Raw genomic sequence first — 23,921 nt, 5'->3', positions numbered from 1 at the left:
GCAATGACGGTAAACTTTTTGATCGGCCGCTCGGGCAGCGGCAAGACAACAAAAATATGGGAGGAGGTCTCCTCCCGGCTGGAATCGGAGCCGCTGGGAGCGCCGATTATTGTGCTTGTGCCGGAGCAGGGCTCATTCGGGGCGGAACGGGGGCTTCTGAGCAGCGGGAAAGTGAAGGGCAGCATCCGCGCCCAGACGCTCAGCTTCTCCCGGCTGGCTTACCGGGTAAAGCAGGAGACGGGTGGCAGCGCCAGTCTGCCGATCAGCGAGGAAGGCAAAAAAATGCTGATCTACAAAATCATCAGCCGCCGCAAGGATGAGCTGAAGCTGTTTGGCGCGTCCAGCGACAGGCCCGGTTTCGTCGAGCGGTTAAGCAGCCTGCACACAGAAATGAAGCGCTGCTGTCTGGGGGCTGCGGATCTGGAAGAGCAGTTGTCCGGCATCCGGCAGTCACCCTTGGCAAGCCCTATTCTGACAGGCAAGCTGGATGATCTGCAGCTGGTATTCAGCGATTTGGAGCAGGAAATGTCCCGGCTGTATATCGATGAAGAGGACCGTCTGGCCGAGCTGGCCGAGCATATTCAGGATTCCTCGTATGTTCGCGGTGCTGAGATTTGGGTGGATGGCTTCCATGGCTTTACCCCTCAGGAATTTGCAGTGCTGCGTGAGTTAATGCTGCATGCCTCTAAGGTAACAGTAGCACTGACCCTGGACCGGATTTATGCGTCCGGATTGCAGCCTCATGAACTGGAGCTGTTTCATCCGGCGGCTGTGACTTATATCAAGCTGCGTGGGATGGCGGAAGAGGCAGGTCTTGAGGTGTGGGACGAGGTGCTGGCTCCGCAGGTTCTGCCGCGTTTCGCGGACAGTCCAGCCCTTGCCCATCTGGAGCGGGGCTTCGGGCGGCGGGCACGCTGGAGCGGAGAAGCTGCACAGGCCAGGGAAGCGATCACAATCAGTGCTGCCTCCTCACGCCGGACAGAGGTGGAGAGCGCACTCCGGGAGATGCTCCGCCTGGCCCGTGAGGACGGAGCGAAATATGGTGAGATGGCCGTGTTTATGCGGAACATTGGCGATTACGAGTCACTTGTTGCCCCATTGTTTGAAGACTACGGAGTGCCTTTCTTTCTGGACCAGAAGGCGAATGAGCTGCATCACCCGCTGGTGGAGTTTATCCGCTCCGCACTTGATGTGGTGCGCCGCCGCTGGCGTTATGAGGATGTGTTCCGCTGTGTGAAGACTGAGCTGCTGCTTCCGCTTGACGGCAGTCTGACCCGTGAGGATATGGACCAGCTGGAGAACTATGTGCTTGCCTGCGGCATTCAGGGCTACCGCTGGACCGACGGCAAATCATGGCGGGGGATTCCGAGCCTGTCGCTGGAGGGCGCCAGGGTTGTGGATGAAGTGCTGCTGGCGAGAATGGAGGCCTGCCGCGAGGCCATTACAGGGCCACTGTCTGCGTTTGAGAAGCGGGTCAAGAAAAGCCGCAGCGGTCTGGAGCTGTGTACAGCAGTGTATCTGCTCCTTCAGGAATCGGAGGCAGCGCACAAGCTGGAGAAACGAAGCGCAGAGGCTTTGGAGCACGGGGAGCCTGTGCTGGCCCGTGAGCACAGCCAGTTATGGGATGCGGTGCTTGATTTGCTCGATCAGATTGCCGAAATGATGGGCGGAGAGCGCCTGGAGTTTGACTTGTTCGCCGGAGTGCTGGAGACAGGACTTGCCGAGCTCCGGATGGGGCTTGTTCCGCCTGCGCTGGATCAGGTGCTGGTCGGAACGATGGACCGGACCCGGACTACTGGCGTGAAATATGCCTTTTTGCTTGGCTTTAATGAAGGTGTTGTGCCCGCACAATTCAAGGAGGACGGTATACTCTCCGAGGGTGAGCGGCTGCAGCTGGAGAACAGCGGTATGGAGCTGGCTCCCGGGGCTTCCCGTAAGCTGCTCGACGAACGTTTCCTTATTTACAATGCACTCACGACGGCCAGCAACAGACTGTGGATCAGCTATGCAACGGCGGATGAGGAAGGCAAGGTGCTGCTGCCGTCCGAGATTATCCGCCAATTGCACGGTATGTTCCCGGGAGCACTGGCTGAGCGTTCTTTGTCCGGTTTCCCGCCGGCTGTGTCTCCGGAGGATGCTGCTGCGGGTGAGACTCTCCAACTTAGCTTTATCGGACAGCGGGATCAGACGCTGCGCATGCTGATTATGCAGCTGCGGCAATGGCGCCAGGGCGTAGAGATTCCCGGAATATGGTGGGATGTCTATAACTGGTACCTCAGCGGGGATAAGCAGCGGAGATTGCCGCTGGAGCGGCTGCTCGGTTCATTATTCTACCGCAACAGCGGGGTTCCGCTGCGGCGGGATACCAGCCTCAGGTTATATGGAGGCTCAACACTGCGGGGCAGCGTGTCGCGTATGGAGAAATTCGTCGCTTGCTCCTTCTCGCATTTTGCTTCCTACGGCCTGAGATTGAAGGAACGGCAGCTTTACAAGCTTCAGGCGCCGGATATCGGTCAGCTGTTCCATGCGGCGCTGAGTGATATGGCCAAACGCCTGCAGGAGCAAGGCAGAGGCTGGGGCAGTATGACAGCAGAGGAATGCCGGCGCGAAGCCGGGGCTACGGTGGACAAGCTGTCCCCGCTGCTTCAGGGTGAAATTCTAATGAGCACCAAGCGATACGGATACATTTCCCGCAAGCTGAAGAACATTGTCGGGCGCGCCTCGGTTATTCTCGGTGAGCATGCCCGCCGGGGCAGCTTTGAGCCGGCGGGGCTCGAGCTGGATTTTGGCCCGGGCAAAGAGCTTCCCCCGCTGAGAATAGCCCTGCCCAACGGCTGTGTCATGGAGGTTGTTGGCCGGATAGACCGTGTAGACAAAGCCGAGAGCGAGCAGGGGGTACTGCTGCGGGTCATCGACTATAAGTCCAGCCAGAAGGACCTGAAGCTGCATGAAGTCTATTACGGGCTTTCGCTGCAGATGCTGACTTATCTCGACGTGCTGCTCACCTACTCGGAGCAGTGGCTGGGCAGAGCTGCGCTTCCGGCTGGAACACTGTATTTCCATGTGCATGATCCGCTGCTCTCTTCACCGAACGGTCTGAACCGGGAACAGGCGGAGCAGGAGCTGCTCAAGCGGTTCAAAATGAAAGGGCTGCTGACCGCTGACCGCGAGGTTGTCTCCCTGATGGATACAACACTGGATAAAGGACATTCCTCGATCGTACCGGTAGCGCTGAAAAGTGACGGCACCTTCTATAGCAGCGCATCTGTCGCTACACCTGAACAGTGGGGGCATTTGCTGTCTGCGGTACGAACCAATATTACTGAGATCGGGACACGCATTACAGAAGGTGATGTGGCGATCCAGCCGTACAGGATTCAACAGGAAACGGCCTGCACCTTCTGCTCGTTCCGCCCGGTATGCCAGTTTGATGAGGCTGTAGAGGGTAACGGGTACAACAACTTGGGCAAACCCGGCAAAGACGCTATTTGGGACCTGCTGTCCCGCAAAGGAGGAGAGAAGCCGTGACAATTAGAAGCACAATCGAAGAGAAGCCGGAGGGCAGTTTTTGGAGCGATGACCAGTGGCGGGCCATAGCCGGCAGCGGCGACGATATTCTGGTAGCGGCGGCAGCAGGCTCAGGCAAAACTGCGGTGCTGGTAGAACGGATTATCCGAAAAATCAGTAACAGCCAGAATGGCTTCAGTGTGGACCGGCTGCTCGTCGCCACCTTCACCAAAGCTGCAGCCTCGGAAATGCGCCAGCGGATCCGCGAAGCGCTGGAGCGGAAGCTGGAGGAGGCGGAAGGTGCAGATGGGGAAGAACGTGAAGATACAGATCATTTGCGCCGCCAGCTCGCCCTCCTCGGCAGGGCATCCATTACCACGCTGCACTCCTTCTGCCTGGAGGTCATCCGCCGCTATTACCAGCTCATCCCGATAGATCCCGGATTCCGGATTCTGAATGAGCATGAGGCGGAGATGATGCGGCAGGAACTGCTGGAAGAATTGCTGGAAGAGAAATACGGGGAAATCTCGGAAGACGGGACGGACAGTGTGTTCGTGAAGCTGGTTGACTGGTTCAGCGGGGAACGCAGCGACGATGCGGTGCATTCTCTTGTGCAGCGGCTGCATGACTTTGCCCGCAGCCATCCCTGGCCGTCGCAGTGGCTGCGGGATACCGCAGCTGACTTTTCGCTCCCGGACACGGAGAGTCTGGGACACACGGCATGGGTGCAGAGCATTCTCGGCGAAGCTAAGCTGACGCTGGATGGAGCGGCCAGCCAGCTGATACAGGGACGTGACATCGCTCTGCAGCCCGGCGGCCCTGCGCCGTATGCGGACAGCCTGGCAGAAGATCTTGCCATGGTACGCGGACTGCAGGAGGCGGTGGCCTCACGGCCCTGGGGAGAGCTATATGATATCTTTGTGGAAATATCGTTCGGCAAACTGAAGGCCTGCAAGAAGGATTCAACCGATCCCGGACTGCAGGAGGCGGTTAAAGACCTGCGTGACAATGTGAAAAAGAGCCTGCTTGAGCTGCAAAAGTCGCTGTTCGGCCGTCCTGCCGCTTCTTATCTGGCAGAGCTGCATGAGGCGGCCCCGCTGATGCAGGAGCTGGCGGAAACAGTCATCGCCTTCGGGGAACGCTACCGCGCAGAGAAGGCTGGCCGGGCGCTTGTGGATTTCAGTGATTTGGAGCATTACTGCCTGCAAATCCTGCGCCATCCCGACTCACAGCCGGGCCGTTCCCTGCCTTCAGATGCGGCAATGGAATACCGTGACCAGTTCGATGAAGTGCTGCTGGATGAATATCAGGATACGAACAGCGTGCAGGAGGAAATTGTGCGGCTGATCTCCCGGGAATCACCGGGCAACCGTTTTATGGTCGGCGATATGAAACAGAGCATTTACCGGTTCAGGCTCGCTGAGCCGGGTCTGTTTCTGGACAAATATAACAGCTTCAGTTCCGTGAACGCAGCAGGGTACGGTGAGCCGGAGGATGACGGCACCGATATGAATGCTGAGAATAGGACTGGTGAGAATAGCGGTTCGGGCGGCATGGTCATTGACCTGGCTCGCAATTTCCGCAGCCGGATGGAAGTTGTGAATGCCGTCAATATGATTTTCCGGCAGATTATGGACAAGACGGTTGCCGAAATCAGCTACGACCAGCGTGCAGAGCTGGTATACGGAGCGAACTTTCCCGGAGCGGAAGAGAAGGGGCCGGATACTTACTTTGCTCCTGAACTTCTGCTCATCGACCGGGGAGCCTCAGGGGGACGTACCGAGGAAGCCGGAGAAGACGGGGAGCTCCCGGCGCAGGAGAATGAAGCGGCCGAGAGCGAGACGGCGCAGCTGGAAGCGCGGGCGATTGCCCGGCGTATATCCCAGATGACCGGGATGACCGGCAGTGCCCCCCTGCTGATTTACGATAAATCGCTGCGCATCATGCGTCCGGTGGTGTATGGTGACATCGTAATTTTGCTGCGCTCAGCCCGGATCTGGACACCGCTGATGATTGAAGAGCTGCGCCTGGAAGGCATTCCGGCCTTTGGGGATCAGAACAAAGGATATTTTCAGGCGACAGAAGTGGAAATTGCACTTTCCCTGCTGCAGATCGTCGACAACCCAAGTCAGGATATTCCGCTTGCCGGAGTGCTCCGCTCGCCTGTAGTCGGCTTAAGTGAGGAGGAGTTGGCTACTGTTCGCCTGTGCAGCAACGGCACCTTCTTTGATGCTCTCCTGGCAGCTGCCGGGGAGCGGCGGGCGGGAAGCGGCGGGGGAGTCGATTATTTTACCGGACTGGATCAGGATGAGGATCCTGCGGCGGCTGAATATAGATATGGAAGAGATAAGGTTCAAGCAGAGACTGCCGTATCCATGGAGCCTTTTGCCGGAGAAGATTCTGCAGAAGCCGCGGCTGAACAGATTCCGCAGCGGCTGCGGGAGAAGCTGCTGCATTTCCTCGAACAGCTGGACAGCTGGAGGAATGCGGCACGGCAGGGCAGCCTCAGCACATTAATCTGGCGGATATACGGGGAGAGCGGATATCTGGAATGGGTCGGCGGACTGCCGGGCGGATTCCAGCGCCAGAACAATCTCAAAGCACTGTATGACCGGGCTGTACAATTCGAAAACGACACCTCGGCACGCGGATTGTTCCGTTTTCTCGTCTTTATTAACCGGCTTAGAGAGAACGGGGGCGACCTCGGGGTTGCCGGAGGAAGCGGTGAGGAAGCGGGCGGAGTAAGGATTATGACAATACACAAATCCAAGGGGCTGGAATTTCCGGTAGTCTTTTTGGCCGGAATGGCTAAGCCCTTCAACCGCCAGGACCTGTATTCTCCGTTCCTCATGCATAAGGAGCTTGGTTTCGGACCGCGTTTTGTGGAACGGGAGACTAGAGTCAGTTATCCGACTCTCCCTTACTTAGCCATCAACCGCCGGTCACGGCTGGAACTGCTGGCCGAGGAGATGCGGGTGCTGTATGTGGGCTTAACCCGGCCGCGGGATAAAATGATTCTCGTAGGCACGTTAAGAGATGTGCCGCGTGCCGTGTCCGCTTGGACCAGTACGCAGAACCGCGAGGAGCTGCTGCTGCCTGACCATCTGCTGGCCAGGGGACGCAGCTACCTGGATTGGGTAGGACCTGCGCTGATCCGGCATCCAGGCGCGGCCATGTTACGCAAGCTGGCCGGAGTGGAAGGCACCGGATCTACTGTGCTGCATGGCGACAGCTCCAACTGGAGCATCTCGGTGCAGGACGCTGCCGGACTGAGTTCAGGCGCTTTTCTGGCCGGTGAAGATGACACGGCGAAGAACGAGGAGAAGCGGCTGGTGCTCGAAGCCCTGCGCAAGGCTAAACCAGTGTCTGCCTACGGAACAGCAGCCGCTCCGGAGATTGCCGTCAGACTGGAATGGCAGTATCCGCTGGCTGCGGCTTCCGCCATTCCTGCCAAAACCTCAGTAACGGAGCTGAAGGCGATGCTGTCGCTGCAGGAGCAGCCGTCCTATGATTTGTTGGAGGAAGGGGTTCCTGTCAGATCTGTGAAAGGACATAAACGGCAGGGCAATGCGGCCCGGGCGGAGAGCCTCCATCTGCGGCGCCCCAAGTTCATGGAGAAGCGGGGCTTGTCCAGTACGGAACGCGGAACGGCCTATCATACGGTAATGCAGCATATCCCCTTGGACGGGCCTGTTGACCGTACAATACTGGTAGCCTCACTGGCCGAGCTAACCCGGGTGGCTATTCTCAGCGAAGAGCAGGCGGAGGCGGTAGACCTCGGCGAAGTAGAGGCCTTTTATGCCAGCGAGCTGGGGCACAGATTGCTTCACGCCGAATGGAAGCGCAGAGAGCAGCCGTTCAGCTACATGGTTCCGGCTGGTGAAGCGTATCAGGGACTTGATTATTACGATGAGGCGGAAGGGCTGTCAGCCGCAAACGGCGGTGCCCTTGGCGAGGCTGTACTGATCCAGGGGGTCATTGACTGTCTGTTCCGTGAGGAGGGGCGGCTGATTCTGCTGGATTACAAGACAGATGCCGTGCTGGAGCACCAAGGCGGAGTGGAAGCGCTGAAAGAGAAATACCGGTTCCAGCTCGAGCTGTACAGTAAAGCGCTGTATGATATATTAGGCGAGCCGGTCAGCGAGATTTGGCTGTACTTTTTCGACGGCGGACATGCCGTGAAACTATAAATCTAGTTTATTTGAACGTGCAAATAGAATCACTGCTCCAGCTGGATGGGCAGCTGCCTGCAATGAGCCGAATCCCACTTGGGGTTCTGCTGGCTTCGGGCGTGTTCTATTGTACTTTGTGCAACAGAAGTTCCCTAAATTCGTTCGGGAATTGAATCTATTGTATGTTGTACAGCAGAATCTTGTGGATCAGGCGCCTTTGTTCCATAATTCTAAATTCTATTGTACGGGGTACAACAGAATGCGATTTGTCTAACGTCGATAAGGATTCTATTGCACAAAGTGCAGTCTCATAACCGATAGTTATTGTTTTAAGCCATGATTTCTATTGTTATAGAGCATCATTGCTAGTTTCACGTTTAGGTACAAAATCTATGAATCTATGAATGCCGCATGATGGGCGGGGAAAAGAGGGCGGAAATGCGCATATTGCATACAGGCGACTGGCACTTGGGCCGAACGCTGGAAGGACGGAGCCGGCAGAAGGAGCAGGAGCAGTTCATCGATGAGCTGGTGGAGATTGCCGACTCTGCGCAGGCTGATCTTATTCTGATGGCGGGAGATGTCTATGATTCGGTGAATCCTCCGGCGGCGGCGGAGCAGCTGTTCTATGATGCTGCTGCAAGACTGACGGCAGGCGGCAGGCCGCTGGTCGTCATCTCCGGCAATCATGACCAGCCGGAACGCGTAGCCTCGGTCTCCCCGCTTGTACTCAGACAGGGCATTACCCTGGTGGGTATGCCGACTTCAATGCCGGTAACGGTGCATGCAGTCCGGACAGGCGAAACCGCCAAAATCGCTGCGCTCCCTTATCCTTCAGAAGCCCGGCTCGGTGAGCTGCTTGCCGGGGAGAGCGGTGAGGATGAGCTCCGGCTCGCTTACAGTGCCCGGGTAGGCAAGCTGATGAAGCTGCTGGGCCGGGAGTTCACCCCGCAGACCGTAAATCTGGCGATGAGCCATATCTATGTGCTTGGCGGAGTGGAGAGTGATTCAGAGCGTCCGATTCAGGTTGGCGGAGCGTATACCGTAGATCCGTCTGCTTTGTCCTGCGGGGCACAGTATACGGCGCTTGGACATTTGCACCGTGCCCAGCGGGTCAAAGCTGACGGGATGATCCGCTACAGCGGCTCGCCTCTGGCCTACAGCTTCTCCGAAGCAGGCCAGGCGAAGTCGGTAACGCTGGTAGACGTCGTTCCCGGCGGAGAGCCGGTCTTCGAGGAAATCTATCTCCGCTGCGGCCGTCCGCTGGTGAACTGGAGATCCTCGGGAGGGCTGGAGGAAGTTTACCGCTGGCTGGATGAAGGCCGGGATGCCTCAGCCTTTATAGATCTGGAGCTGCGCCTGACGGAAGCGATGTCCATGAATGATATTCAGCGGCTGCGCAAATCGCGGGAAGGGATTATACATATCCGCCCGGTTTATCCGCAGATGGAGCTTGAGCTGGAGGAGATCTCCCGCTCACGCATGCCGGTGCAGGAGCTTTTCCGCAAATTCTATCGGCGGCAGACCGGGGGAGCGGAGCCGGAGGACAGCCTGATCAGGCTCTTCCTGGAACTGGCGGAAGAAGAGGACCGGCGGCAGCCGGAGGAAGGGGAGGTGAACTAGCTTGAAGCCGATTCTATTGAAGCTCTCGGGGCTTCAGAGTTACAGGGAACAGCAGGAGATTGATTTTGCCAGCCTGACCGAAACAGGGCTGTTCGGAATCTTCGGCCCGACGGGCAGCGGCAAGTCCAGCCTGCTGGATGCCATTACGCTGGCGATGTACGGCAAGGTGGAGCGCGCCGTCAACGGCACGCAGGGCATTATGAATCATTCCGAAGACCAGCTCAGCGTAGCGTTCACCTTTGAACTTACCTCCTCGGCAGGTCCCAGCCGCTACAGGGTGGAGCGGAAATTCAAACGGACCGGAGAACAGTCAGTCAGCAATACCATTAGCCGTTTCATCCAAGTCACTGAGGACGGGGACCATGTCATGGCTGATAAGCTGGCTGACGTTACCCGTTGTGTAGAGGAACATATCGGACTCAAAATGGATGACTTTACCCGGGCGGTAGTGCTGCCGCAGGGTAAATTTGCTGAATTCCTGTCGCTGCGGGGTGTGGACCGCAGACAGATGCTCCAGCGGCTCTTTCATCTGGAGCAATACGGGGATCAGCTGGCTCTTAAGCTCAGCCGCAGGGTCAAGGACAATGAGGCGGCGCTGCGAGCGCTGGAGGCGGAGCAGCAGGGGCTGGGCAGCGCCGGTAAGGCGGATGTCGAGGCAGCGGCAGCACGGCTGCAGGAAGCGGTCCGGCGCGCGGCGGAATGCCGTAAGCTGCTGGAGGCTGCCCAGCAGCGCTCCGAGCGCTTCGCGAAGATCCGCGAGCTACAGGAGGAGCGTTCCCGCCGCGAGGCGAAACGGCAGGCACTGCTGGCCCAGGAGGAGAGTATCCTCCTCCTGGAGCAGAAGCTCGGCAAGGCTGATGAAGCCGAGCAGCGGCTGCCCGCGCTGAATGCGTGGCGCAGCGCGGAGGCCGCCTGGAAGAGCCGGCTGGCCCGGGCGGAGGGCCAGGAAATACTAGCCGCTTCCGCTGAGCGGGAAGCGGCGGGGCTTGCCGCGGCTGAAGCTGCGGCGCAGGCTGCGCTGCTGGCGGAGGAGCCGGCCCTCCGGCAGGGGGCCGATACCTACCGCCGTGCGCTCGAGCTCGAAGCCGAGCTCGGCGGGCTGCGGCAGGAGCGCGCCGAGGTGCTGGCGCGCCGGGATACGGCCTCCAGCGGGCTGGCCGCCTCGCAGGAGCGCATGGCCCGGGAGCGGGAGCTTTTGGCCCGCGGCCAAAAGAAGCAGCAGGAGCTGCAGCAGAGCCTGCAGCCGCTTGCCGTCCGCTCCCAGGAGCGGCAGTCTCTGCAGGAAGCGATGCAGAGACTGCAGGGGCTGCGCTCCGCCGAGACCCAGTGGGACTCGGCGGAGCGTGAGCGCCAGGGCCGCGCGGCGGTGCTCGCGGCGGCCGAAACGCGTGCTGCCGCCGCCGAGGCCCGGCGGCAGGAGCTGGCTGCGCAGCGCGGCGGGCTGGTCGCCGCAGCCGCGCTGCACCTGGAGGACCTGCGGGCTGCGGAAGCCGCCGCAGGAGAGGCCGCCGTGCGCCTGGAGCAGCACGGCGGCGCGCTGGAAGCCGCGCTGAAGAACCTGGAGCTTCACCGGCTCTCGCTTGCGCTTGCCGGTGAGCTCCAGGAAGGGCTGCCTTGCCCGGTCTGCGGCAGCCCCGATCATCCTTCGCCTGCGTCCTCACAGGACGGCGGCGAACGGGAAGAGCTGGAGGGCAGGCTCCAGCAGGTCCGCCTGCTGGCAAGACGGGCGCTGGAGACGCGCCACCGGTTTCACAGCCTGCTGGAGCAGGATGCGGCATGGCTGGAGCAGGTCTACGGCGAAGGCATGCAAGGCAGTCCGGCGGAATCTCCGGCGGCCGTGGCTCTGGATCAGAGCGGCGCTGCTGGTGCCGGGTCTGCGCAATCCCTAGGAGAGGTTCCGGATGAGAATCTGCTGGATGAGCTGGAGTCTAGGCTGACTGCAGGCAAAGCCCGTTCCGGCGGGCTGCGCAGCGGTGCGCTCGAGTGGCAGCGGGTCATACAGGAGCAGCAGCAGCTATGCCATAAGGAGGCCGCAGCTGTGCAGGCTGAATCCGCATGGGTACAGGGGCTTGCAGCCAAGGCGGAGGAACTGAATGCCCGGCTAGGCGTCTTGCGTCAGGAATGGGCCTCACTATTCCCCGAGCTGGCACTGCATGAAGCGGAGGATGCCTACCGCGCGATGCTGGCCAAGGATGAGCAGTCCGAAGAGATCAGAGGACGGCTTGAGATCAGCGTGAAATTCCTGGAGGAGAAGAGCTCCGCTGTGCAGGGGCTTCAGGAAGAAATCGCAGGTCTGGACAAGGAGCTGACGCACTTACACGCACAGCTTGAAGGCAAAGAAGCCCTGGAGCGTGAGAAAGAGCAGCGCCTGCACCAGTGGACAGGCGGCCGTCCCGCGGCTGGTCTGCTTGCAGAATGTGAGCAGCAGCTGCATAAGCTGCAGTCTGCACTGGAGAACAGCAGACAGAGTCACCGCCAGGCTGCGGAGAAAGCACAGCATGAGCTGAAGGAAGCTGCTATTGCCCGGCAGGCGGCAGAATCAGCTCACGAGCACTACACCGAGGCAGCTTCCCGCTGGGAGGAGAGCCTGCAGTCTTCTCCGTTTGGCTCGGCCTCCGAAGTGGAAGCGGCAGCTTTGCCGCCGGAAGAACGGAGTGCCGCTGCTGTACAGGTGCGGAGTCATCGCGAGGCTGAGGCTGAGGTGAACCTGCAGCTGCGCAGCATTGAAGACAAGCTGCAGGGTGCTGTGCTCAGCAGCGAGGAATGGCTGGAGAGTCAGACTGCCCTTCAGCGGTGCAAAGAGGACGATGAGGAGTCGCTGCAGCACCGGGCGCGCGCCGAGCGCGATCTGGAAGATTTGCAGCACCGCCATGTGCGCTGGATGGAACTTGAGGGCCAGCGGGTGGAGCATGCCGCGCTTCAGGACAGCTTGTCCAAGCTGCAGGCAGTGCTGCGCGGAAATGCCTTCGTTGAATATATCGCTGAGGAGCAGCTGATGCAGGTATGCCAGGCCGCGTCACAGCGGCTGCGCTTCCTGAGCAAGCAGCGGTACGCGCTGGAGGTCGACTCGGGAGGCGGCTTTGTCATCCGCGATGACGGGAACGGAGGCGTGAGACGTCCGGTCTCCACGTTGTCAGGCGGCGAGACGTTCCTGACCTCTCTCTCGCTGGCGCTTGCCTTATCGGCACAGATCCAGCTGCGGGGGCAGTATCCGCTGCAATTCTTCTTCCTGGATGAAGGCTTCGGCACACTTGATCCGGACCTGCTGGATACCGTCATTACTTCTCTGGAGAGATTGCATAATGATCAGCTGGCCGTCGGCATCATCAGCCATGTTCCCGAGCTTCGGGCACGGCTGCCGCGCAAGCTGATTGTTGTTCCTGCCGAGCAGGGAGGCGGGGGTTCGCACATTCTTTTGGAAAAAATGTGAGACTTGGGGTTTGATGTGATGTCGATCACAGAGACACCTTCAAACCCCTGTTATAATACAGCTAAGCCGACATCATTTTAGAAACACCTCGGCGGACGTATGACCGGGAAGATCTCCTTTTCATACGTCCGCCGCCGAATCAGCTTTTTAAGCTGCTAAGGGTGTTTCTTTTTTTTTGGCTTTTTTGGTGCTTCAGGCAGGGGACAAACCGCTTACAGCCGCCTTTTTATGGATTTTCGAATCTATTTGCAGAATAAAGGGTGCACTTCAATAGAGCTCTGTTGCCTCTGAGGAAGTAATTCCTTAGTTATTTACACAGATTACTTTGAAAAGCCGGTTTTTAAAAAAAAGGATGGCTAGATCGCACTGAAATTCTTGTTTTCTGTTACTGATACAGTTTTCGCTAGTAATAACAGGCCTGTTCCAGCAACTTGGCCAAGCCCGTACTTGTAATTACTGTTTTTAGCGTAATCTTCGCTGTTTAAACTACGGCCATTATGTTAAACATTGTCTCATGCTCTTTTCTTTGCTCTGAGATTTTGTATGAGATGTTTCGCAGCCCTCCAACTCCCCGACCGTACCATATTTTAAATATCTATCTTCCAGATGAGCTGTATTCTGCTTCTTCCGCTTTCGTATTCCTTTATAATCCTGTATGATTAGAGACATAAATTTATTGTGGCGAAGACAGCCGGGCTGTAAGACCGAAGCAGGCGCTCCACAAAACAAAGCGTCTGCTTACAAAGCGAGTTTTGTTGCGAAGAAAATTCAGGCAGGCATGCTCCACAAAACTTTTAGGAGGAAGCATTGTATGGAAACCGTCTTTAGCAAAATTATTGAGGGCACAATCCCTTCCAAAAAGGTTTTCGAGAACGAGCGGATTCTGGCGTTCTATGACATTGAGCCTGCTGCGCCAGTGCATGTGCTCATTATCCCGAAGAAATTCATCGCCTCGATGAATGATGTCACGGCGGAGGATTTGCCGCTGATCGGCGAGATTCATGCTGTGGCACAGCAAATTGCCATAGAGCTTGGCATTGCGGAAACCGGCTACCGGCTGATCAACAACTGCGGACCGGATAGCGGACAAGCCGTGCCTCACCTTCATTATCACCTGCTGGGCGGTGCCAAACTGGGCGCTCTTGTCGGCACTTCAGCTTCACACGCTTAGCATATTTTTCAAAATAAGATAACCAGCCAGAAAAAAGAATAACACGAAGGTTGACACCTTATTTCGGTTTGACCTATAATGAAATTTGATGAACCGTGTTATGCTCTTGGACGGTCTGGTCGGAGGGAGGGAAAACTGGTGTCTGAAACGAAAGTTCGTAAAAACGAGACAATTGATGCTGCACTTCGTCGCTTTAAACGTTCCATCGCTAAAGATGGTGTCTTGGCTGAGGTGAAGAAACGCAAGCATTATGAGAAGCCAAGCGTAAAGCGCAAGAAGAAGTCTGAGGCTGCTCGTAAGAGAAAGTTTTAGGAGGATTACCGAGTCATGAATCTTAGCGAACGATTGAACGAAGATATGAAGCAAGCGATGAAGAGTAAGGACAAGTTCACACTCTCCACCATTCGAATGGTTCGTTCTACGATAAAGTATCTTGAAATAGATTTGAAGAGAACATTAGACGACAACGAAGTGCTTGATATCCTTAGTCGTGAAATCAAACAGCGCAAAGATGCCCTCCAAGAATTTGAATCAGCGGGTCGCGACGAGCTTGCCGCGAGTACGAAGGCAGAAATCGAGATTATCATTAAGTATCTTCCTACGCAGCTTTCCGAAGAAGAAATTAAAGTAATTGTACAGCAGACCATCCAGGAAACCGGTGCTTCTTCGAAAAGTGATATGGGTAAGGTCATGAGCGCGCTGATGCCTAAAGTCAAAGGTCGCGCCGATGGTAAACTTGTGAACCAGGCGGTTCTGCAATTTCTGCAATAATATAACGCTAGCACCCCTTTTATAAGGGGTGTTTTTCGTAATTAAAGGACAGGTATAAGCAGCAGCTTAGCTTGTCCTTTATTTGCATTTTGCCGGGAGACTAATGAAACTTGGGTTTGTTTGAAACGGATTTCCGGGAATGGCGTACTAGGGAGTATGAACTGGGTTATCATGGAGAAGGGAGGTTAAAACATGAGCAGATTTCGAAAAATGCTGCTATCCTTTACCGCCGCAATTCTGCTGCTGATGCTGGGTATGCCGGTTCTGGCCGGGGCAAGCGGAGCGGCTGCTTCGTCAGGTGCAGCGGATTCAGGTGCCCAGATTAAGAGCGGACCTGTGTTTATCATTCCGGTAGACCAGGAGATTGAACGCGGGCTGCAGAGCTTTCTGGAACGAGGTTTTGCCGAGGCGGCAAGCTACGGAGCTGTTTTGATTGTGCTGGAGATTGATACACCGGGGGGACTCGTTGACACTGCCGAGCAGATAGGTACGCTGGTCAGAGACAGCGATATTCCGACTGCTGCTTACATTAAGGGCGACGCCGCATCTGCGGGCAGTTACATAGCGCTGAATGCGGATACCATCATCATGAAGCCCGGGAGCATGATCGGAGCGGCATCGCTGGTAGATATGAACGGAAACCACGTGGATGATGCCAAAATGGTCTCCTACTGGAAATCCAAAATGGTAGGGGCAGCCATGTTGAACGGGCGTGATCCCGACATCGCCGCAGGGATGATGGATGTTAATCTGGTGGTGAACAAACCTGAGCTTGGTGTGAACAAAACCGCAGGGCAGATCATTGCTTTGACCAGTGATGAAGCGCTGAAAGCCGGATATGCTGAACATTTGGCAGGTACACCGGAGGATGCTGTGAGCTGGCTTGGGTATTCTACGGAAGATATTTTTTATGTAAAGCATACCGGAGCTGAGAAAATGTCGCAGTTTCTCACAAATCCGGTTGTGATGACGATTCTGCTCTTTATCGGGATTGCCGGAGTTGTCATTGAAATGCTGGTACCCGGCTTCGGTGTTCCGGGTATCATCGGAACGCTCGCCTTTGCCCTTTATTTCTTTGGCAACTATGTTGCCGGCTTCGCCGGGGCCGAGACCTGGCTGCTGTTCATTCTGGGGCTTGTGATGCTCGTTCTGGAGCTGTTTGTCCCTAGCTTTGGGATACTGGGTCTGCTGGGTTCAGTCTGCCTTGTCGCAGGCGTAGTGCGGGCAGCCTTCAGCTATACGCATGCCCTGCTCAACCTTGGGATTGCCTTTGCGGCAGCAGCGGTGGTAATTGTGATTGTCGCAGTTATCTTTAAAGAGCGGGGAATCTGGAACCGGTTTATTTTGCGGGATAGTCTGACCAAGGAAGAGGGATTTGTGCCAGTACCCGAAAAGCTGAACCTTCTTGGAGCAGCAGGCGTGAGTATCACTCCGCTTCGTCCGGCAGGAACTGCCATGGTCGGCGGAGAACGTGTAGATGTGGTTACTGAAGGCAGCTTTATCAATTCGGGCAGGCCCATTTCGGTCGTCAAGGTAGAGGGCGGGCGCGTGGTGGTAAAGGAATCGGCGGAATAAGCCGAGCTTTTGAAAGGCAGAAGTGGATTTAAAAAAAGTAGCGGAGGTTGAGAAAGAGTATGGGTGAAGCATCTTTGATTCCTATTTTGCTGATCGCGGTTGTCGTGATCATTGTTTTAAGTGTGTTCTTCAGCTTCTTCCCGGTTATGCTGTGGGTTTCTGCTTGGGCATCCGGTGTAAGAATCAGTATTATTACGCTGGTGGCAATGAGGCTGCGCCGGGTAACTCCGAGCCGGATTGTCAATCCTCTGATTAAGGCAACGAAGGCCGGACTAGGCCTTAATATCAATCAGCTGGAGAGCCATTACCTGGCCGGCGGTAACGTTGACCGGGTTGTCAATGCGCTTATCGCTGCCCAGCGGGCCGATATTCCGCTTGAGTTCACGCGCGCTGCTGCGATTGATCTGGCGGGACGTGACGTCCTGCTGGCCGTACAGATGAGTGTTAATCCGCGTGTTATTGAGACACCGATTGTCGCTGCGGTTGCCAAGAACGGGATCGAAGTGAAGGTTAAAGCACGCGTAACCGTCCGGGCCAATATCGACCGGCTGGTCGGCGGTGCGGGTGAGGAAACGATTATTGCGCGTGTCGGTGAAGGGATTGTTACTACCGTAGGTTCAAGTAATTCCCATAAGGACGTTCTGGAGAATCCGGATTCGATTTCGCGGACCGTTCTGTCCAAGGGCCTGGACTCCGGTACCGCCTTTGAGATTCTCTCGATTGATATTGCGGATGTCGATGTCGGCAAGAATATCGGCGCTTATCTGCAGACCGAGCAGGCAGAAGCAGACAAACGCATCGCGCAGGCCAAAGCCGAAGAACGCAGAGCAATGGCCGTGGCCCATGAACAGGAAATGAAGGCGCGGGTCGTTGAGATGAAGGCGCTGGTCGTAGAAGCCGAATCCCAGGTACCGCTGGCTATGGCGGAAGCGCTGCGGGCCGGACAGCTTGGCGTTATGGACTATATGAATCTCAAGAATATCGAGGCCGACACCCAGATGCGCGGCTCGCTCGGTAAATTAAATGATGGGGACGATTCGAACCGTCCGACCAATAAATAAGGGGATGTGAGTTCCCATGGGCAGTTTGATTTATATCGCCGCGATTATTCTTATCGCGATCATTTCCAATGTGAATAAAGCGGCTAAGAACAAGAAAAAGCCTAATGCACGGGGCGGCATGCCAACGTTTGGCGGAGGCGGGGATAATCCGCTGCGCCGGGCACGGCGCCCTGAGCCTGACCGGGAGACAGCGCGCCCGGCAGGCTCAGGCAGCGGGTTCCCGGCGCCTGGAGGTTCCTCCTCGTATCCTGGACGGTCAACGGCGTCCTCTGAGGAGCATGAGCATGAGCTCTCTCCGGCATGGAGAGAATCTCCGCAGATTCCTACACCCGATTATGAGACAGGAGAAGGAATGTCTCTGGAGCAGTCCGGGGACAGAGAAGACAGCGTACAGGCGCGTACAGAGCGTATGCAGCGCGAGCTGGAGCGGCTGCAGGCCTCATTTGACGGGATGGCTGGTCAGGTGAAGGAAGAGGGCTTAGGAGGCGCTGTGGCGGCCCGTGAGCAGGGCGGCACGGCGCAAGCCCCTCTCCGGAGCAGTCTGGCGACCAACCGTCAAGCCCTGCAGAACGGGCTGGTCTGGTCGGAAATTCTCAGCCCCCCGCGTTCCCGGCGGCCGCATTCTACCCGCAGGTAGCAATTTTGCCGAGCGTCAGCTATGCTGCAGGTTAGGGCGGCAGCTGTTCTATCATGCACAGGTAAGCCTTCAGGGCCTTTAAAGGTCCCGAAGGCTTTTTTTGTATTTCCCGGGCTCCGAAGGCCCCACGAATCTCGCTTCCCATGTGACTTCTGCTCATAAAAAACGGTATCTCCGCATATGGTGTACAGAAGGCAGGAAGGGGGAGAAGTCTACATATGACCCGTATCGGCCGCAGGCTGCGGGGATGGACAAACGGGGTACTGGATCTTCCGCAGGATGTGCTGCAGGAGTTGCCCCGGATCACCCTGATCGGCAATAAGGAGCTATATATTGAGAATCACCGCGGCGTGCTGAACTTTTCCTCTGGACAGCTTACGATCGCGTTAGTGAATGGTTCACTGGAAATTTCCGGGGAAGGGCTTATGATCCGGAACATACTCGGCCAGGAGCTGGCTGTTGAAGGCATTATCGGTGAAATCAGATATAAGGGAAGCGAGGAGAAACCATGAAAGAGCCGCCTCTGTCAACATTGCGGGGGTTCGTTACACTGCATGTGACGGGACCGCAGGTGGAAAAGTTTATCAATGCCGTAGCCGAAGCCGGCATCGTCATCTGGGAGGTGAAGCCTGCCGGAGACGGCGCTTCCCTGAATCTCTTGCTGGATGACTTTTTTGCTCTCCGGCCGCTCCTGAAAAAGACAGGCTGCCGCATGCATGTCACCGCCAGGAACGGACTTCCCTTCAGGGCGGCACGGCTGTGGAGACGCAAGCTTTTTGCCGCAGGTATACTCCTGTTTGGGGTTACACTTCTGCTGTTTTGTTCGATGGTCTGGACCATCCGGGTTGAAGGAAATAAGCTGATTGCCTCCGATGACATATTAGCTGCTGCCCGCCAGGAGGGCGTATATCCGTACCAGTGGATTTGGCGTATGGAAGATCCGGACAAGCTCTCCAAAAAGCTGGCTTCCCGTGTCCCGGGTATTTCATGGGTCGGTGTGGAGCGGACGGGGACGAGCATTACGATTCAGGTAGTCGAGGCTGACCGGCCGGAGAATAAGCCTCTGTTAAGCCAGCGCCATTTGGTCAGCAGAACTGATGCTGTGGTTACCGGAATTTATGCCGAGCAGGGCAGACCGGTGGTGGGCATCCATTCCCGGGTCAAAAAAGGGCAGATATTGATCTCCGGAGCTTTGGGCGATGAGGAGAATACAGAGTATGTAGTGGCTAAAGGAGAGGTAAAGGGCCTTGTCTGGCATGAATACAATATCGAGGTTCCCCTGAAAACGACAAGCAGCTCCTACACCGGGGAACGGAAAGACCGCACTTACCTGGTGCTGGGTAAATGGGCGGTCCAGTTGTGGGGCTACGGGAAATCCGGTTTTGATAAATCACGCACGCTTACAGAGAATAATATGCTCACCTGGCGGTCCCTGCGGCTGCCGCTCGGGGTGATGACAGAGAAGGAGCTGCAGATCCAATACACCTCTTCGGTAAAAACGGCGGAAGAGGCCAGGGCAGACGGGATTGCACGGGCAAAAAATGATATTTTGGCCCGTTACGGCGCTGACAGCACCATAAAAAGTCAAAAAATTTTGCATGAGAAGAAAGACAATGGTAAAGTTTATATGAAAGTGCTGTTTGAAGTGGAAGAGAAAATTGCGGAAGAACTTCCGATAGTAAACAACTGAGGAGAATGAGGCTACTTGTCAGAACAGACTGCAAGCATTCGTATATCTTTGCAAAATGCGGGAGAAGCGCAATCCCTGTTCGGCCCGCAGGATGGATTCCTTAAAATAATCGAAAGTGAAATTCCGGCAGTGATTGACTCGCGTGAGGCGGAGGTTACGATACGCGGGGCGGAGCGCGAAGTGGACATGCTGGGGCAATTGTTCAATGTTCTGCTGTCTCTGGTTCGCAGCGGTTACATACTTAGTGAACGGGACATTCAATATGCGGTAGAGCTGGCTAAGGATTTTCGCGCCGATCAGCTGCTTGACCTGTTCAAGGGTGAAATCACAACCACTTTCCGCGGCAAGCCGATCCGTGTCAAAACCATTGGCCAGAAGCACTATGTTACTACCATTAAGAAACGCGATATCGTCTTTGGTATCGGCCCGGCAGGAACAGGCAAGACCTATCTTGCCGTTGTGCTTGCCGTTACAGCGCTCAAAGAGGGTTCTGTGAAGCGTATTGTGCTTACCCGCCCAGCTGTTGAGGCAGGGGAGAGTCTGGGCTTTCTTCCTGGCGATTTGCAGGAAAAGGTAGACCCATATCTTCGTCCGCTTTACGACGCCTTGTATGACGTTATGGGACCTGATCAGGTGGCCAAGGCACTTGAGCGGGGATTGATTGAAATTGCACCGCTTGCCTATATGCGGGGACGTACGCTGGATGATTCTTTTATCATCCTGGATGAAGCCCAGAATACGACCCCTGAGCAAATGAAAATGTTTCTGACCCGGCTAGGGTTTGGTTCAAAGATGGTCATCACGGGTGACGTGACCCAGATTGACCTGCCGCGCGGCAAAAAATCGGGATTAATAGAAGCTAAGGCGATTTTGTCCGGTATTGAGGAATTGGGTTTTGTTTATTTTGCAGAACAGGATGTAGTAAGGCACTCCCTGGTGCAGAAAATTATCGTAGCCTATGACCGCTCTGCCGAAAACCTCGACTAACAAAGGGGACTGTCCTCATGGCTTCAAAGCAACCATCGAAATTAAGCGGATTTGTATATAGCAATACCGGATGGAAGTATAGCGCGGCAACGCGCTATGCTCTTTTCCTGTTATTGGGGATTGTCTTCTATTTCAGTCTCTCTTCTGATCTGCTGCCCAAACGTTATGATATAAAAGTGAATACTACCAGCGCCAAAGAAATTACGGCACCCAAGCAAATCCTTGATAATAAGGCTAAGCTGAAAGCCCAGGAGGCGGCTGCCGAGAGTGTACCCAACAAGTATGAGATTATTCCGATTAGAGCCGACAGTCTGGTCACCTCGCTTCTGGACCGGATTGACAGCCTTAATCAGGATGATCTTATTTCACAAAGCGATAAGGTCGGTATCTACAAAGATGTGATCCCCCAGCGGGCTAATGATTTTATCCTGAATTTTATCAATTCAAGCCGTAATTCAGGCACTTATTCCGATACGCTCCTGGATGAAATACAGTCGGTCATCGCTGAGCAGGCCTACACCATACCGGAAGAGACTTATATCAAAATCCCGCGTCTGACCTCCCAGGATATCATCGAAATGAAGCAGGTTGCCCGGGAGATTGTGATTAAGCTGATGAATGATCAGATCGTAGACGCCCAGACGGTGCGCGCCAAGGTGGCGGAGCAGGTCAGCGTCAGCTCACTCAGCCAGCGTACAGCCCGTGAGGTTACGCAGGAGCTGGTACGGCTGGTTATTATGCCTAACAAGTTCTTTGACGAGGAAGCCACCAAGGAAGCAAAGGTGCAGGCACGTGAGAACACGCCGGATGTGTTTATCGAGCAAGGTGATGTGCTGGTAGCCAAAGGGGATACGATTACACCTGATCTGTACGCGCTGCTGGATGAAAACGGACTGCTCAGCAATGAAGTTAACTATTGGCCGCAATTCGGGCTGCTGCTGCTGTCGATAATGCTCTCGGCAGGCTTAATGGTGTTTATCCGCTATTCCGGAGGCACTGCCGGCTTTAAGTACAATAATTCCCAGCTGCTGATGCTGGTGCTCGTCTTTATCATAACCATCTTCACCATGCGGCTTGCTGCATTCCTGCAGACCGATGTCCGGTCCTATGTCGGCTTCCTGGCACCGGTTGCCATCGGGGCGATGCTGATTGCCATGCTGCTGGATATGACACTGGCGTATTTCTGCTCCATTTTGTTCAGTGTGCTCTCAAGCATTATTCTGAATGTGCAGCAGAATACGGTTTTTGACTTTACCTTCGGCTTCTTTGCGCTGGTAGTGTCGTATGTAGCCATTTTTGCAACCCACCGTGCCGGACAGCGCTCCACCCTGCTGAAAGGCGGGATTATGGTCTCCTTATTCGGCTGTGTAACAGTATTTATGCTGAAACTGCTGGGAGGCGGGGAATGGAATGATACACAGACCTTATATGAGGTAGGTTTTGCTTTTGCCAGCGGTCTGCTGACAGCGGTGCTGGTGATCGGGCTGATGCCGTTCTTCGAGGCTACCTTCGGCATTTTATCGGCGCTGAAGCTGGTCGAGCTGTCCAACCCGAATCATCCGCTGCTCCGTAAGCTGCTGACCGAAACACCGGGAACATATCATCACAGCGTAATGGTCGGCAACCTGTCAGAAGCTGCGGCAGAGGCGATCGGTGCGGATGGACTGCTGTGCCGCGTCGGCTCCTACTATCATGATATCGGCAAAACGAAGCGGCCGTTTTATTTTATCGAGAACCAGAACAATATGGAAAATCCGCATGATTCGATTGAACCGGCGCTCAGCAAATCGATCATTGTCGCTCATGCCCGTGACGGGGTGGAAATGCTCAAAGAGTATAAGCTGCCTAAACCGATCCGCGATATTGCGGAACAGCATCACGGCACGACGTTCCTGCATTATTTTTACCATAAAGCACTAAAACTGGCGGAGGAAAAAGGCATTGAGCCTGATTTCACCGAAGAGGATTTCCGCTATTCCGGACCTAAGGCACAGTCGAAAGAAGCTGCCGTGGTCGGGATTGCCGACAGTGTGGAGGCTGCTGTCCGTTCACTCCGCAAGCCGACCGTTGTGCAGGTGGAGACGATGATCGAGAAGATTATTAAGAGCCGTCTGGACGATCACCAATTCGACGAATGTGACCTGACTATCAAGGAATTGGACATTATCGCGCGGACGCTCAAAGAAACGGTAATGGGGATTTTTCACTCGCGGATCGAATATCCTGAGGAAGTGAAGAAACCGAAGAAAGAGGAAGGGGCGGCTACTACATGAGTTTAGCCATCAATTGGAGCAATGAGCAGGAAGAATTCGAAATTAATGACGGTCTTATCGCATTGCTGGAGAGCATTCTGCAAAAAGCGGGGGAAGCCGAGGGGATTGAGAAAGGTGAGGTTGACCTTACTTTTGTCGATAATGAGCGCATTCATGAACTAAACCGCGAGTACCGGGGAATTGACCGTCCGACGGATGTGCTTTCCTTTGCGATGAACGAAACCGGAGAAGATGAGCCGGAAATTATATATGCGTTTGAGGAGAATGAAGAACTTGGGGATGTGCCAAATGCGCTGGGAGATATTATTATCTCTGTTACACGGGCGCAGGAGCAGGCTCTGGAGTATGGGCATTCTCTGGAACGGGAGCTTGGATTCCTGTTCGTTCACGGTTTTTTGCATCTGCTGGGCTATGATCATCAGGATGCGGCCTCAGAGGCCGAAATGATGTCCAAACAGGAGCATGTACTGGCTCAGGTGGGGTTGACCCGCTAATGGTCAAAAATACGGCGGTCGGCCACAAAAAATTCTGGCATTCTTTTCGATTTGCTGCGCACGGCATAGCCTCAGCGTTCAAATCCGAGCTGAACATGAAGGTGCATTGCGGCCTGGCTGTTATTGTGCTTGCCGCCGCCGCTTTTTTTCGGCTTCCTCCTTCAAGCTGGATGCTGCTGCTGCTGGCAATTACGCTCGTTCTGAGCACAGAGCTGTTGAACACGGCTATTGAAGCGACGGTTGATCTGGTGTCGCCGGATATTCATCCCCTGGCTAAGACTGCCAAAGATACCGCCGCAGGAGCTGTGCTGCTTACGGCGGTCTTTGCCGTTATCGTCGGAATCTATGTTTTTTATCATCCTGTGATGGACTGGATCACCGGACTTATGTCATAATCAGTTTACAACTTTAGCTGACCTAAGAGGCGGACCGGCTTTTTTGCCCTCCGTCATCTTTAATTAGGCCATACTCTTTCGAAGCAAATGTCCTGGAGATAAGCTCAATTTCAACGGTGTGTATAGGGGCAGATC

16 protein-coding genes are annotated in these 23,921 nt (G+C 55.5%); all 16 read left to right on the top strand.

The annotated features are described in order from the left end of the window. Positions 1-3: 3 nt before the first annotated feature. The 16 genes from addB to QU597_RS21475 all read left to right on the top strand — a co-directional run bounded on the left by addB (position 4) and on the right by QU597_RS21475 (position 23,786). Positions 4-3,528 carry a helicase-exonuclease AddAB subunit AddB gene (addB, locus tag QU597_RS21550; RefSeq protein WP_310829760.1) on the top strand — a complete coding sequence of 1,175 codons (3,525 nt, stop codon included), beginning with the start codon at positions 4-6 and terminating at the stop codon, positions 3,526-3,528. Continuing rightward, entirely contained in the window at positions 3,525-7,697 is a 4,173-nt protein-coding gene (locus tag QU597_RS21545) for a UvrD-helicase domain-containing protein (protein ID WP_310829759.1), read from the top strand. Before addB ends, QU597_RS21545 begins: the two co-directional genes overlap by 4 nt. Positions 7,698-8,117: 420 nt before the next feature. After that, on the top strand, positions 8,118-9,302 hold the full coding sequence (locus tag QU597_RS21540; protein ID WP_310829758.1) for an exonuclease SbcCD subunit D: 1,185 nt from the start codon (positions 8,118-8,120) through the stop codon (positions 9,300-9,302). Position 9,303: 1 nt separating this feature from the next. Next, on the top strand, positions 9,304-12,732 hold the full coding sequence (locus QU597_RS21535) for an AAA family ATPase (protein ID WP_310829757.1): 3,429 nt from the start codon (positions 9,304-9,306) through the stop codon (positions 12,730-12,732). A gap of 811 nt (positions 12,733-13,543) precedes the next feature. Next, positions 13,544-13,903 (top strand): histidine triad nucleotide-binding protein, encoded by a 360-nt coding sequence (locus QU597_RS21530; protein WP_054941799.1) that lies wholly within the window; start codon positions 13,544-13,546, stop codon positions 13,901-13,903. 138 nt (positions 13,904-14,041) lie between these two features. Further along, positions 14,042-14,215, top strand: coding sequence for a 30S ribosomal protein S21 (gene rpsU, locus QU597_RS21525; RefSeq protein ID WP_005547957.1), 174 nt, complete (start codon positions 14,042-14,044; stop codon positions 14,213-14,215). 15 nt (positions 14,216-14,230) lie between these two features. Next, entirely contained in the window at positions 14,231-14,674 is a 444-nt protein-coding gene (locus QU597_RS21520; protein ID WP_054941798.1) for a GatB/YqeY domain-containing protein, read from the top strand. A gap of 192 nt (positions 14,675-14,866) precedes the next feature. Continuing rightward, positions 14,867-16,249 (top strand): NfeD family protein, encoded by a 1,383-nt coding sequence (locus QU597_RS21515; RefSeq protein WP_310829756.1) that lies wholly within the window; start codon positions 14,867-14,869, stop codon positions 16,247-16,249. 59 nt (positions 16,250-16,308) lie between these two features. Continuing rightward, positions 16,309-17,310, top strand: coding sequence for a flotillin-like protein FloA (gene floA / locus QU597_RS21510; RefSeq protein WP_310829755.1), 1,002 nt, complete (start codon positions 16,309-16,311; stop codon positions 17,308-17,310). 16 nt (positions 17,311-17,326) lie between these two features. Continuing rightward, positions 17,327-17,947 carry a YqfB family membrane protein gene (locus tag QU597_RS21505; RefSeq protein WP_310829754.1) on the top strand — a complete coding sequence of 207 codons (621 nt, stop codon included), beginning with the start codon at positions 17,327-17,329 and terminating at the stop codon, positions 17,945-17,947. A gap of 218 nt (positions 17,948-18,165) precedes the next feature. Beyond that, on the top strand, positions 18,166-18,459 hold the full coding sequence (yqfC, locus tag QU597_RS21500; protein WP_206101523.1) for a sporulation protein YqfC: 294 nt from the start codon (positions 18,166-18,168) through the stop codon (positions 18,457-18,459). Then, positions 18,456-19,637, top strand: coding sequence for a sporulation protein YqfD (gene yqfD / locus QU597_RS21495; protein ID WP_310829753.1), 1,182 nt, complete (start codon positions 18,456-18,458; stop codon positions 19,635-19,637). Before yqfC ends, yqfD begins: the two co-directional genes overlap by 4 nt. 15 nt (positions 19,638-19,652) lie before the next feature. Continuing rightward, entirely contained in the window at positions 19,653-20,624 is a 972-nt protein-coding gene (locus QU597_RS21490) for a PhoH family protein (RefSeq protein WP_236332726.1), read from the top strand. A gap of 17 nt (positions 20,625-20,641) precedes the next feature. Continuing rightward, on the top strand, positions 20,642-22,897 hold the full coding sequence (locus QU597_RS21485; RefSeq protein ID WP_310829752.1) for an HD family phosphohydrolase: 2,256 nt from the start codon (positions 20,642-20,644) through the stop codon (positions 22,895-22,897). Then, positions 22,894-23,391, top strand: a complete 498-nt coding sequence (gene ybeY / locus QU597_RS21480; RefSeq protein WP_310829751.1) for an rRNA maturation RNase YbeY — start codon at positions 22,894-22,896, stop codon at positions 23,389-23,391. Before QU597_RS21485 ends, ybeY begins: the two co-directional genes overlap by 4 nt. Then, on the top strand, positions 23,391-23,786 hold the full coding sequence (locus QU597_RS21475) for a diacylglycerol kinase family protein (protein WP_310829750.1): 396 nt from the start codon (positions 23,391-23,393) through the stop codon (positions 23,784-23,786). Before ybeY ends, QU597_RS21475 begins: the two co-directional genes overlap by 1 nt. The last annotated feature ends 135 nt before the right edge of the window (positions 23,787-23,921 follow it).

Source organism: Paenibacillus pedocola (genome assembly GCF_031599675.1).
GTDB lineage: Bacteria > Bacillota > Bacilli > Paenibacillales > Paenibacillaceae > Paenibacillus_AQ > Paenibacillus_AQ pedocola.
This window is presented reverse-complemented; position numbering and strand designations above follow the sequence as displayed.